Genomic DNA, 12,966 nt, shown 5'->3' with positions numbered 1-12,966 from the left:
CTCAGAGATATGGATTGCGGTGTTTCCATATAGTGGTCACTGGAAAAGCAAGAGATCACAGTAAGCCCAACCAGGCAGCCGGACCGATCCCGGCATTTCCTGAAAAGGGGCGTTTCCATGACCAAGCCATATACCGTCGGCCATTACCTTTCCGAGCGTCTGGGCCAGATCGGCCTGAAAGACCATTTCGCCGTCGCCGGAGACTTCAACCTCGTCCTGCTCGACCAGCTTCTTGAAGAAGGGTCCACGAAACAGCTCTATAGCTGCAACGAGCTGAACTGCGGCTACACGGCTGAGGGTTACGCCCGCGCCAACGGTGCTGCGGCCATGGTCGTCACCTTCAATGTCGGCGCGCTGTCAGCCATTAACGCCATCGGCTCCGCCTATGCCGAGAGCCTGCCGGTGATTTTCGTCTCCGGTGGCCCGAACACCAACGATCAGGGCTCCGGCCACATCCTGCATCATACGATCGGTAACTCGAACTACGGCTATCAGGCCGAAATCTTCCGTCAGGTCACCTGTGCGACGGAAGTGATCCTGTCTGCCGAGAACGCACCATCACAGATCGACCACGCCATCCGCACGGCGCTGCGCACGCGCAAGCCCTGCTACATTGAAATCCCGTGCAATCTGGCCTCCGCCGAGTGCGTTCGTCCGGCATCAGTCGGCAGCCTGCTGGCCGAAACGGCACCCGACAAGGCCAGCCTCACCGCCGCCGTGAAGGCCGCCTGCACGTTCATCGAAACACGCAAGAACGTCGTCATCCTCGTGGGCAGCCGTGTCCGCACGCTAGGCTCACTGGAACCGATCGTGGCGCTCGCCGATCGTATCGGGTGTGCCGTTACAGTGATGAGCGCAGCCAAGAGCTTCTTCCCCGAAGGACACAAGGCGTTCCGTGGCGTTTACTGGGGTGAAGTCAGTTCCCCCGGCGCTCAGGAACTCGTCGAGAAGGCCGATGGCGTGATCTGCCTCGCCCCGATCTTCAATGATTATGCAACGGTGGGCTGGCAGTCGAAGCCACCCGCATCGCAGGCCCTGATCGCCGATATCGCCGAAGTCACGGTTGACGGCCAGAGCTTCACCGGCTTCCACCTTGGGGCATTCATTGCCGCCCTGTCCGAGAAGGCCCCGAGCCGTCCGGCTACGGTCGAGAATACGACCTACACGCCGGTCGGGATTCCGGAAACTGCTCCGACGGTGCCGCTGACCAACGACGAAATGACGCGCCAGATCAACGCCATGGTCGATGGCAACACCACCATCACCGCCGAGACCGGCGATAGCTGGTTCAATGCCGTCCGCATGAACCTTCCCAGCGGCGCACGTGTCGAGACGGAAATGCAGTGGGGCTCCATCGGCTGGTCGGTTCCGGCGGCTCTCGGCAATGCGATCGGTTCACCCGACCGTCAGCATATCCTGATGGTTGGTGACGGTTCCTTCCAGCTTACGGCGCAGGAAGTCGCGCAGATGATCCGGTATGAAGTGCCGGTCATCGTGTTCCTCGTGAACAACCGTGGCTACGTCATCGAGATCAAGATCCATGACGGCCCGTACAACTACATCAAGAACTGGGACTATGCCGGTCTCATCAAGGCGTTTAACGCCGAGGACGGTCACGGTCTCGGTCTGCATGCCCATACCGGCGCGGAACTGGCGGACGCCATCGAGAAAGCCAAGGCCAACAAGAAAGGCCCGACCTTCATCGAGTGTCACATTGCCACCGAGGACTGCACCGACATGCTGGTCCAGTGGGGCAAGAAGGTCGCCAAGGCCAACAGCCGTCCTGCCCAGAAAAACTGAGCCATACCCGCTCAGTGAACGGCTCGCCCCGGCCTCAGGTCGGGGCGAAGTCGTCTGGATGGAAACTCACGGAACAGTCGGCCTGTTTTAGTGATTTGACAGCAAAAGCGGGTCAGCCACACCCTGCTTCCCTTCCGGTTTCCGGGCCGCTGGAAGGTCGGCCCGCAAAGACAGGTTCTGGCCTCGACAGTCCTGTGAGATCAGGGCATTCCGGGCACCATGAAATGACGGAGGGAGATCGGCCAGACCGGTCCCCGCCACTACGAGGAAGCGTTCATGCGAGTTGGGTTGTTTGTTCCGTGTTACGTCGATGCGTTTCACCCCGAGGTCGGGCAGGCGACTCTGGAACTGCTGGAGCGCTTCGGGTGCGAGGTCGATTATCCGTTCGACCAGACCTGCTGCGGCCAGCCGATGACCAATACCGGCTGCCACAAGGAATCGAAGGCGACGGAGGAACTCTTCGTTCGCAACTTCAAGGATTACGACTACATCGTCGGACCATCCGGCAGTTGCGTGAACCACGTCCGCAACAATTTCGACGCCGTCGAGCAGACCGATGACGTGAAGCATGTCCGCACACAGACCTACGAACTTGTCGAATTTCTCCACGACGTGCTGAAGGTGGACGGGTTCCCGTGGGCCGAGTTCCCGCACAAGGTTGCGCTGCACAATAACTGCAACGCCCTGCGCGGCCTGAACATCGCCAGCATGACCGAACTCCGTGAGAAGACATTCTCCAAGCCGCGTGACCTGCTCGGCATGGTGAAGGGGCTGGAACTGGTCGATATCACCCGCCCGGATGAATGCTGCGGCTTCGGCGGCACGTTCTCAGTGTTCGAGGAAGCCATCTCCGCCCGCATGGGGCAGGACAAGGCCCGCGATCAGGCGCGCGCCGGTGCGGAATACGTCACGTCGTCCGACAGTTCCTGCATGATGCATCAGGAAGGCTGTGCGAAACGCCTCAATCTGCCGACGAAATACATCCACATCGCGCAGATCCTGAACGGAGAGCCGGTATGAGTCTCGAGCATCAGGACGCGCCGACCACGCCTGCAGGCCGCACGAACGATGGTGCCCCCGCCAGCCTGACGCACGGCGCGGGCGCCTCCGTCACCATGCCGCCGCGTGGGCCGGAACCGCAGCCACGAGGCGCGGTCGTCCGGGGCAACCGTCCGATCGATCAGGAAGAAGCCGCGAAGCGCTTCATGGCCGCGCCCGAGCATCTGGCCATGCACGACCAGCGCCTGTGGGATCTGCGACAGAAGCGCGATCGCCAGAAGGATACGATCGAAGAGTGGGAAGAGCTTCGCCAACTCGCCTCCGACATCAAGACGCACACGCTGACGCATCTCGATACCTATCTTGAGCAGTTCGAGAAGAACGCCACGGCCAATGGCGTCAAGGTCCGCTGGGCGAAAGATGCCGCCGAGCACAACAGCATCGTGGCCGGAATCCTGCGCTCGAAGAACGCCAAACGCCTCATCAAGAGCAAGTCCATGCTCACCGAGGAGTGCGGCTTCCGCGAAGCGATGGCCGAAGCGGGTGTGGACGTCGTCGAAACCGATCTCGGCGAGCGTATCCAGCAGCTCGACAACGAGAATCCAAGCCACGTCGTCGTGCCCGCCGTCCACAAACTGCGGACAGACGTGGCCGAGGTGTTCTCGAAAACCATCGGTTCTGATCCGAATAATTCGGATGTCAGCTATCTGACCGAGCAGCAGCGCGAGCATACGCGACCGCTGATCCTGAACGCCGATGCAGGCATGACCGGGTGTAACTTCGCCGTGGCCGAAACAGGCTCGGTCGTCGTGTGCACCAATGAAGGCAACGCCGATCTGTCGGCCAACACTACCGGCCTGCATATCGTCTCCGTAGGCATCGAGAAGATCATCCCGAACCTGAACACGCTCGCCGTGTTCGTGCGGATGCTGTCCCGCAGCGCTCTCGGTTCGCCGATAACCCAGTACACCTCGCATTTTCGCGGTCCGCGTCGTGGCGCCGAGATGCACATCGTCATTGTCGATAATGGCCGGACCGAACGTCTCGGCATGGAAAAGTTCTGGACCTCGCTGAAATGCATCCGTTGCGGCGCGTGCATGAACACCTGTCCGGTGTTCCGCCGTTCCGGTGGTCTCAGCTACGGCGCGACTTACGCTGGTCCCATCGGCCTCATTATCGACCCGACCTTCAACCGCCACAAATATTCGACATTGCCGTTCTCTTCGACCATGAACGGAAGCTGCACGAATGTCTGCCCGGTGAAGATCAATATTCACGAGCAGATCGCAAGCTGGCGTCAGGTTCTCGCCGAGACTCACGAAATCCCCGCCTTCAAGAAGACCATGATGAAAGCCGCCGGGATGCTTCTGGCGTCGCCAAAGCTGTATCGCGCCAGCCTGCCGATGGCCGACAGCGCCCTGCGGTATCTGCCGCGCTTCGTCATCTACAACAAGATGAACACGTGGACTCGTGGTCGTGAAATGCCTCACATACCAAAGGAAACATTCCATCAGTGGTATAAGCGCACTCGCGGCGTGAACGGGAAGAAGAAGTGATGAGCAGCACAGACAGCCGCGCGGCCATCTTCGCCGCCATCCGCGCCAACCGTCCGAACATTCAGCCGCCGCTGCCGGAGGTGCCGCTTTTCGATGAAAAAGCGCCCTCCGATCTGGTGCCCGCTTTTTCTGAGATGCTCGTCAAGATGGGGGGGGCGGTTCTCGACCCGCAGGGCCTCGACTCCCTCTCGGCATTGCGTTCTGCCGTGGCAGGGAAGGGCATCATCGCCACCTGTGTCCCGGAACTGCATGGCGATCCGTCGCTTCAGATCCGGCAGATCCTTCCGGACATGGACCCGCGTTCACTGTCTGACGTGGAAATCGGCGTGGTTCGGGCGGCTTTTGGTGTAGCCGAAACAGGCTCCCTCTGCCTCACGGATGACGAGCTGATCGTCAACACGGCTGGTTATCTGCCGCAGCATCTGATTGTGCTGCTTGATCCTGCGCAGATCGTGGCCAACCTGCACAATGCCTACCGTCGTCCGGAATTTCGTGAGCATAATTACGCTGTTTTTCAGACGGGGCCATCAGCGACGGCGGATATCGAAGGCGTGCTGATTCACGGCGCGCAGGGTGTCCGGTCCCTGCGCGTGCTGTTCTGCCCGAAGCAGAACTGACAGAACTTTCCCGCTTACGGCAGGAGGAAGACCCTCCTGCCGCTTTTCTCCGATAGTTCTTGAAGGTTGTCGGAAAACGGAGCAGGGAAGGGGAAAGACTTTTCAAGCGGAGACAGCGCATGTGTGGGCGCTTCGCCAATGCCATGCCCGTGGACCTGATGCGGGAACTGTTCGGCACAACCGGACCGCTCCCCAACTGGGAGCCATCTTGGAACATCGCTCCCTCGCAAAAAGCCCCGATCGTGCGGCTGAGGCACGAAACCGGACAGTGTCATCTTGATCTTTTGCAATGGGGACTTATCCCGCACTGGTCGAAGGAAGTCGGACGACAGCCGATCAATGCCCGCGCGGAAACGGTTGCTTCATCCCCAATGTTTCGTTCAGCTTTCGCTGCTCGTCGCGCTCTTGTCCCAGCCTCAGCCTATTATGAGTGGCAGCGCGGCTCTTCTCCCAAACAACCCTGGGCGTTCCGTCACAAGGGTGGCGGGGCGATTGCACTCGCAGGTCTATGGGAAAGCTGGGAGCACGAGGGCGAACTGATTCGGACGTTTCTCATCATCACCACGCAGGCCGATGCGCTCATGCGGCCCATCCACGACCGGATGCCTGTCGCCGTGAGGCAAGCAGACTGGCCTCTCTGGCTGGGGGGCGAAACTCGTGACGCTCAAGCTCTCCTGCGTCCTGAAACAAGCGACACGCTGGAATGCTACCCGGTAAGCGCCGTCGTCAATTCAGTCCGGAACGATGGTCCCCAGCTTCTGGAGCGCGACGAAAGTGCACGGTCTCTTCGGTGAGTTTTTTATTCGTGCGTGATGATCGTCATAGTGGAAATCAAGAAGTTCCGTTTCGGACTCATCTAATGCAGATCGGGAGACGCTGCGCTGCTGACGGGAGTCAGCGTGTTGCCCCGTGAGGATCATTGAAAGGGACGGGAGGAAATCTCGCTACACAGGTTCAGCCTTCCGGCCTGTAGGGGATGTAACTCCCGTTGGTGGTCCTGACCGATAGCCAGCGACAAAACGCAGACTGACCGGGCTGCCACTGGCGAGGGAGAGGGGTAGGCAGATCAAACCACGACAGGCGCAAGAAATGATATTCAGAGCCTGCATGGAAATATTATTAAATAGAACAGCTTGCCACCGGGATTAAATATCCGTTCAAGGTGAGTCTGGCCCCAGCAGGACTGTTGATAGAGCTGTCCGACTGCCTGTATGCAGCGTGGACGGGATAGGCAATGAGAGATATTCCATTGACCGTGGAAGAAAGAAGCGAAGGGCAGATTGGTTTTCTCTTAATGTATTTTTTGTATTTGAGACAAGGCGATTAATACACAATGATATTACTGCATAATATGGGAATGAAGCATCGTATGAATGACCGGCGGAGAGCAAAGCGTTTATTCAGTCGCTTGTCTCTGTGCGCCCTGCTGAGTTTGGGGGGGTGCTATCACCTCGGTCCCCAGAATTTGCGGCAGGATGGAAATGATTATTCCCGAGCCGTCAGTGACTCTGGCAAACAGCAGACTTTGCTGAATGTCGTTCGCCTGCGCTATGCGGATACGCCGAGTTTTCTGGATACGACACAGTTGATTGCGGGCTACCAGCTCCAGAGAGGCTTCAATATAGGCGTTACGTCCGGAGCCATTCCCGTAAGGCCGACGGGTGGAACATCCATGCAGTTGCAGGAAAGCCCCACCTTCACGTTTCAGCCCGTTTCCGGGGATGCCTATGCCCAGAGCTTTCTCCGCCCCCTGCCGCCGGGAAGCCTGTTACCACTTGCCATGGGCGGGCTGCCCATTGATGTCCTGTTTCGTCTGGCTGTTCAGTCTGTCAATGCCATCAATAATGCTGGCGCTATCGGGGGCGATGTAGGGAAAGGATCGCCTGAATTCTTCCAGCTGATCCATGATCTCCGACTGCTGCAGATCGCAGGACTTCTCGGTATTCAGCTTGAACACAGCCCGGAAGTAACAGGAAAGCGGCCACCCATAGACCGGGTATTTCTAACCATCTCCTCGACAAAAGACCCTTATCTTTCAGATATCGTTTATGAAACCCGTCATTTTTTTGATATGCCTCAAAATGACAATCGCGTGGAAGTCATCTACGGTGCCGGAGAGGCCGCTCCAGGACAAATCCATCTTCTTACACGAACAATATTGGGTGTTCTTGGACAGATCGCCTACCAGATCAATATTCCCCAGGATGATATAGCCTCTGGCGAGACATTGCCTTCCATAATACTGGTCGGGAGAGAAACAAAACCTATTGTCACGATTCTGGTGGGGAACCAAAAACCGGATAACACCTTTGTTGATACTTTCTATGACGACAAATATTTCTGGATTCAGAAAAACGATTATGACAGCAAGCTAGCCTTTACGATGCTTCAGATACTCCTTGAGTTATCAAAGACGTCCAGTAATCCGGGAGCGGTTGTGACAATACCTGTAAATGGATAGTATTGGATATAAATATTATCCATTCACAGTTGGGGTTTTGTGTCTTCACATCAGGTGACTCTAGGCAGGAATATTTCTGCCTCGCATGTCCATTTTTTGTTCTGTCCCTGAAAGGTCCGCCTGCCTTCCCGGTCGATGACCTGACAGACCCGCAACCCCATAATCCCCTTTAAATCCACCGCTCCCCACCACCCCAGCCTGTGTGCTATCGTCCCGCCCATGCCGCACGCCGATTTCGTCCATCTCCGCGTCCACTCCGCCTATTCCCTCAGTCAGGGCGCCATCCGAATCCCGGAACTGGTCGCCCTCGCCCGAGGCATGGACATGCCCGCCGTCGCCATAACCGACACCGGCAACCTCTTCGGCGGCCTCGAATTCTCGCAATACTGCTCCGGGAAGGGCGTGCAGCCGATCATGGGATGCCAGATCGGCCTGCCGCCGCGTGACGACCGGCCTTCCGCCACATCCGAGCCCATCGTCCTGCTGGCCCGCGATGCCGAAGGTCTCGCCAACCTCCAGTTCCTCTCCTCGGCAGGATTCCTCGAAGGCGATGCCGCCGATCCCTCCGTCAATCTCGACCTGCTCTGCGAACGCAGCAAAGGCCTGTTCCTGCTCACCGGCGGCATACGCGGCCCGCTCTACCAGATGCTGGCGGAAGGGCAGCAGGAGCAGGCGGAAACATGGCTCGCACGCCTGCACGAAGCGTTCGGGGACAACCTCGTCGTGGAACTCAACCGGTTCGGCCTGTCCATCGAAGAAGCCGTCGAACCCGGCGTGCTGGCGCTGGCCGACAGGATGCGCCTGCCCATCGTCGCCACCAACGAGTGCTTCTTTCCCACCCGCGCCATGCACGAAGCGCACGACGCGCTGATCTGCATCGCGCAGAGCCGGACAATGGCGGAAAAGGACCGGTGGCGCGTCTCGCCTGAGTGCTGGTTCAAGCCACCCTCCGCCATGCGGCAACTGTTCGCCGACCTGCCGGACGCCTGCGACAACACGCTCGCTATAGCGAAAAGCTGCGCCATCAAGGTCGAAACCCGTAAGCCGCTGCTGCCGGTTTGTCCAAAGGTCCATGAAGGCTCGAACGAGGACGAAACCGTCCGCGCCATGGCCCGTGAAGGGTTGCAGCACCGGCTCGCCGCCATCAGCGCCGACGAGAAAACCCGCGCCACCTACTCAGAGCGTCTGGAATTCGAACTCGACATCATCTCCCGCATGGGATTTCCGGGTTACTTCCTGATCGTTGCGGACTTCATCCAGTGGGCCAAGTCGCATGACATCCCCGTGGGGCCGGGGCGTGGTTCTGGCGCAGGCTCGCTCGTCGCGTACGCGCTGACCATCACCGACATCGATCCGCTCCCCTTCAACCTGCTGTTCGAACGCTTCCTCAACCCGGAACGCGTCTCGATGCCTGACTTCGATATCGATTTCTGTCAGGACCGCCGCGACGAGGTGATTTCCTATGTTCGCCGTGAATATGGTGGCGATCGGGTGGCGCAGATCATCACCTTCGGAAAGTTGCAGGCACGAGCTGCCGTCCGTGACGTCGGCCGTGTGCTTGGTCTGCCATATGGCATGGTCAACCGGGTTGCGGAACTGATCCCCAATAACCCGGCAAAACCGACAACCCTGAAGGAAGCCATAGACGGCGAGCCGAAACTTCAGGAAATGCGTGACACGGACGAGGCGTTGCGCCGTCTGATGGAGATCGGGCAGCAGCTTGAGGGACTGTATCGCCACGCTTCTACCCATGCCGCGGGCGTCGTGATCGGCGATCGGAAACTTGTCGATCTTGTGCCGCTTTATCGTGATCCGAAGAGCGACATGCTCGTCACGCAGTTCAATATGAAATATGTCGAGCAGGCCGGGCTGGTGAAGTTCGACTTCCTCGGCCTGACCACGCTGACCATCCTTCAGCGCGGCGTGCGTTTCCTGAAGGGCCTCGGCATCGAGGTCGATCTGGCGAAAATTCCGCTCGACGACAAGCGGACTTACGAAATGCTGGCGCGTGGCGACACGGCGGGCGTGTTCCAGTTCGAAGGCGCGGGCATGAGGGACGTCCTCAAGCAGATGCGCCCGACCCGGCTGGAAGACCTCATCGCCGCCGTGGCGCTCTACCGTCCGGGCCCAATGGCTAACATCCCCGATTACTGCCGCCGTAAGCACGGAGAGGCCTGGGAGCCGCCGCACGAGGAAATCCGCGAGATCCTGGAAGAGACCTATGGCATCATGGTCTATCAGGAACAGGTCATGCAGATCGCCCAGAAGATGGGAGGGTACAGCCTAGGCTCAGCCGACCTCCTTCGTCGCGCGATGGGCAAGAAGATCCGCTCCGAGATGGACACGCAGCGGGAAATCTTCACGGAGGGCGCGACAGGACGCGGCATCCCCAAAGACAAGGCCGTCGAAGTCTTCGACCTTATGGCGAAGTTTGCCGATTACGGCTTCAATAAATCTCATGCGGCAGCCTACGCGCTGGTGTCGTATCAAACCGCATGGATGAAGGCGAACTACCCGGTTTCCTTCCTCGCGGCCTGCATGTCTCTTGCGCGGGAACGGACCGACAAGCTCGCCGCCCTGCGTCAGGAAGCCGAGCGTCTTGGCATCCGCGTCCTGCCGCCCGACATCAATAAATCGGATGCGGATTTCAAGGTCGAAAAGCAGGAGGACGACACGCTCGCCATCCGCTACGCGCTGGCTGCCGTGAAAAAGGTCGGCTTCGCCGCCATGCAGGGACTGATGCAGGCGCGTGGTGACAAGGCGTTTCGTGATCTGGCGGATTTCTGCGCCCGCGTGGACCCGAAAAACCTCAACAAGATGCAGCTTGAAAATCTCGCCCGCGCTGGCGCCTTCGATGCGATGGAACCGAACCGGGCCCGCGTGTTCAGCGCCATCGAGACGATCCTCAAGCGCGCCCATGCCCGGGTGCAGGAAGTGAGTAGTGGGCAAGGCGGCCTGTTCGGTGGGGGCGCCGAGCCTGAACCGCTTCTGTTGTCCAGAGAGTCCGACTGGCCCGAGTTCGAAAAACTGTCGTACGAAGCAGATGCGATCGGCTTCCACATGACCGGTCATCCGCTCGATTCCTATCGCCCGCTGATGCGTCGCCTCGGCGTCGTGCCGATGTCCAACCTCATGACGGCGGCAGAAGGCGGCGTGACGCGCGTGAAGATCGCGGGCTGCGTGGTGGATCGCAAGGAACGCCCGACCCGCAGCGGCAGCAAGATGGCATGGTTGCGCCTGTCCGACGCCAGCGGCAGTTGCGAGGTCACACTGTTCTCTGAAGTGCTCGGCCGCGTGCGGGAAATCCTCGTCGCGGGTCGAGCTGTGCTAGTCACCGCCGACTTGAAACTTGAAGGCGAGGCCCTCCGCATCACCGCCAGCGATGTGGCGGAACTGGAGGAAATGGCCAATCAGTCGGGTGGCGAGATGCGGGTCTGGGTGGAAAGCGTCGAGGCCATCAGCGGCCTTCAGGCCATCCTCTCCCGACAGCAGGGGGGGCGCGGGAAAGTCATCCTGCTGCCTCGTATTTCCGACACGCAGGAGATCGAGATGCGTCTGCGTCACGGCTACCGCATCAGCCCGGTGGTGGGGCAGGCCCTCAAGACCGTTTCAGGCGTGGCGGGTATCGAGATATCGTGATGCAACTTTTGGTTGCATTTTTGTCTAAAAAATGAAACAGAAGAGGTCTTATCCTAGAGTGTCCGCGGAGATGTGTGATGGATATCTCGACTATTGTTTCAGGCAATACCCCCTCCGTTACGGGCCTCACCGCCAGCACAAACGCCGCACAGGCAAGCGCCAGCCAGACGCTCACCTCTACAAAGGCATCGGCGACAGCCACAGGGCTGAACGCCCCGCCCGTCGTCAATCCGGCGTCTCACATCAATCCCGCGCTGGGCATCGTGGTGGTGGAAACCTACAACAGCAGTGGAACGGTCATTGACCAGTACCCTACCGCTCACATGCTGCAGCAATACACAATCTACGGCCTTTCGTCGGACCCGGAGTAAGGGCCGCCAGCCTCCACGCACCGGCTTGAGGCAGATCAAGGCATCGAGCCAGCGTGGCCGGACTGCCATGCACGCCTGTGGCTTGCCTTTGTCTCATCATGATTCGATTCTTTTCCTTATGTAAGTGTGTGCTGTCAGGGGAAACCGGGTAACTGGTCATCTCCGACGGATACGGCAACCGCATGGCGTTTGCCGTGTTTTGAGTGCGACGGGAGAGAACGCGATATGTTGACGCAGCAGGAGAGCCAGGACGAGCAGAAGGTGGAAGTCCCCCGAAAGGACGGGCGAGACATTCCCGCCGTCACGAGCGATCTCTACAAGCCCACCGGGCCCGATCTGCGCCGCGTCAAACTGAACCGCGACTTCTGGTATCCCGTCGCCTGGTCCGAAAAAGTGAAAACGGGCAAAGCGTTCGGCACCCGGTTCGCAGGCGACCCCATCGTCATCGTGCGGCCCGATAACGGAGCGCCGATCTATGCGCTGGAAGATCGCTGCGCCCACCGGCAGGTGCCGCTCAGCAAGGGACGCGTCGATGGTGACGTCGTGCGCTGCTGCTATCACGGCTGGTCGTTCGACCGGAAAGGCTCCTGCGTCACGGTGCCTTACCTGAACCGACCCGGCGTTGGGCGGGGCGTGAAGACCTATCCCTGCCGGGAAAGAGGGGGGCTGGTGTTCATTTTCCCCGGTGATCCGGAACTGGCGGAAAAAATCCCCGTGCCGGTGCCCTGCCAGTCCGAAAATCCCGCCTTCAAGACTCGCCATTTCGATCCGCTGGTCAATTGTCACTATTCGTTCATGCATGAGAACCTGATGGACATGAACCATCAGTTCCTGCACCGGAAGCAGATGGGCCAGATCACCGCCCGTTTCCTCGGACAGGACAAGGGCGAGAATTTTGTCGAGGCCCGCTATAGCTTCGCCCGCAAGGGCGGTGACCAGCCTCTGGCCGAGCGGCTGATCTTCGGTAAGCACGACAAGAGTATCGACGTGAAGGATCAGCCGATCGAGGAGATCGTCACGATCCGCACGACCTATCCGTACCAGACGCTCGAAATCCGCGACAAGGACGGCGATCTCGTCATGGATCTGTGGGTGGCCTATGTCCCGCTCGGCAAGGACGAGATGATTACCCAGAGCTACGGCCTGCTCTCGGTCATGCGCCCGAAATGGAAATTCCTGCTCGATATCGCGTGGCCGGTTCTGGGCATCTTCACCAACCGCATTTTCCTTGAGGACAAGGAAATCGTGGAAATGGAGCAGAAAGCCTGGGAAGAACTCGGCGGCGACCACAATGTCGAGGTGTTCCCTGTCGTGCGTAACCTGCGCGAACTGCTCGTGCGCTGCGGTCTTACGGAAACATCCGAAGCCTGACCGCCTGCTCTGGTCACCCCGCCCGAAAGCAGGCCGGGGTTGATTTTCTCCCGGAAAATAGCCATACCCCGCCTTGCCTGAGTCACGTGACACAGGACTTCACACGCAGCGTCCGCACTGGTGTCCGTTTTCACGGATTTGGCGCGCTGCGG

The 12,966-nt window shown here is 59.3% G+C and carries 9 protein-coding genes; all 9 read left to right on the top strand.

What is annotated here, in order from left to right; all coding sequences use genetic code 11:
- Positions 1-117: 117 nt before the first annotated feature.
- The 9 genes from GOB81_RS00905 (at position 118) to GOB81_RS00865 (ending at position 12,814) form a co-directional block, all read left to right on the top strand.
- The gene (locus tag GOB81_RS00905) at positions 118-1,800 is read left to right on the top strand and encodes an alpha-keto acid decarboxylase family protein (protein WP_173568493.1); all 1,683 of its coding nucleotides are present in this window, start codon (positions 118-120) and stop codon (positions 1,798-1,800) included.
- A gap of 276 nt (positions 1,801-2,076) precedes the next feature.
- Entirely contained in the window at positions 2,077-2,820 is a 744-nt protein-coding gene (locus tag GOB81_RS00900; protein ID WP_173568492.1) for a (Fe-S)-binding protein, read from the top strand.
- 95 nt (positions 2,821-2,915) lie between these two features.
- On the top strand, positions 2,916-4,355 hold the full coding sequence (locus GOB81_RS00895) for a lactate utilization protein B (RefSeq protein WP_198912096.1): 1,440 nt from the start codon (positions 2,916-2,918) through the stop codon (positions 4,353-4,355).
- Positions 4,355-4,972, top strand: a complete 618-nt coding sequence (locus GOB81_RS00890) for a LutC/YkgG family protein (RefSeq protein WP_173568490.1) — start codon at positions 4,355-4,357, stop codon at positions 4,970-4,972. The genes GOB81_RS00895 and GOB81_RS00890 overlap by 1 nt, the downstream gene beginning before the upstream one ends.
- A 119-nt stretch (positions 4,973-5,091) precedes the next feature.
- Positions 5,092-5,766, top strand: coding sequence for an SOS response-associated peptidase (locus GOB81_RS00885; RefSeq protein ID WP_173568489.1), 675 nt, complete (start codon positions 5,092-5,094; stop codon positions 5,764-5,766).
- Between the two features lie 539 nt (positions 5,767-6,305).
- Positions 6,306-7,433, top strand: a complete 1,128-nt coding sequence (locus GOB81_RS00880; protein WP_242009960.1) for a hypothetical protein — start codon at positions 6,306-6,308, stop codon at positions 7,431-7,433.
- A gap of 219 nt (positions 7,434-7,652) precedes the next feature.
- Positions 7,653-11,072, top strand: coding sequence for a DNA polymerase III subunit alpha (gene dnaE / locus GOB81_RS00875; RefSeq protein ID WP_173568488.1), 3,420 nt, complete (start codon positions 7,653-7,655; stop codon positions 11,070-11,072).
- Between the two features lie 77 nt (positions 11,073-11,149).
- Positions 11,150-11,443: a hypothetical protein gene (locus GOB81_RS00870; protein ID WP_173568487.1), complete on the top strand. Its 294-nt coding sequence runs from the start codon at positions 11,150-11,152 to the stop codon at positions 11,441-11,443.
- Positions 11,444-11,668: 225 nt separating this feature from the next.
- Positions 11,669-12,814, top strand: coding sequence for an aromatic ring-hydroxylating oxygenase subunit alpha (locus GOB81_RS00865; protein ID WP_173568486.1), 1,146 nt, complete (start codon positions 11,669-11,671; stop codon positions 12,812-12,814).
- Positions 12,815-12,966: the final 152 nt, after the last annotated feature.

Source organism: Acetobacter conturbans (assembly GCF_011516755.1).
Lineage (GTDB): Bacteria > Pseudomonadota > Alphaproteobacteria > Acetobacterales > Acetobacteraceae > Acetobacter > Acetobacter conturbans.
The sequence above is the reverse complement of the archived record's forward strand: the minus strand, read 5'-3'. Positions and strand labels throughout refer to the sequence as shown.

Bases quoted from the DNA above. Each gene is read 5' to 3' on its own strand.
- dnaE (WP_173568488.1), top strand. From the start codon at position 7,653: ATGCCGCACGCCGATTTCGTCCATCTCCGCGTCCACTCCGCCTATTCC.
- GOB81_RS00890 (WP_173568490.1), top strand. From the start codon at position 4,355: ATGAGCAGCACAGACAGCCGCGCGGCCATCTTCGCCGCCATCCGCGCC.
- GOB81_RS00895 (WP_198912096.1), top strand. From the start codon at position 2,916: ATGCCGCCGCGTGGGCCGGAACCGCAGCCACGAGGCGCGGTCGTCCGG.
- GOB81_RS00870 (WP_173568487.1), top strand. From the start codon at position 11,150: ATGGATATCTCGACTATTGTTTCAGGCAATACCCCCTCCGTTACGGGC.
- GOB81_RS00885 (WP_173568489.1), top strand. From the start codon at position 5,092: ATGTGTGGGCGCTTCGCCAATGCCATGCCCGTGGACCTGATGCGGGAA.
- GOB81_RS00905 (WP_173568493.1), top strand. From the start codon at position 118: ATGACCAAGCCATATACCGTCGGCCATTACCTTTCCGAGCGTCTGGGC.
- GOB81_RS00880 (WP_242009960.1), top strand. From the start codon at position 6,306: ATGATATTACTGCATAATATGGGAATGAAGCATCGTATGAATGACCGG.
- GOB81_RS00865 (WP_173568486.1), top strand. From the start codon at position 11,669: ATGTTGACGCAGCAGGAGAGCCAGGACGAGCAGAAGGTGGAAGTCCCC.
- GOB81_RS00900 (WP_173568492.1), top strand. From the start codon at position 2,077: ATGCGAGTTGGGTTGTTTGTTCCGTGTTACGTCGATGCGTTTCACCCC.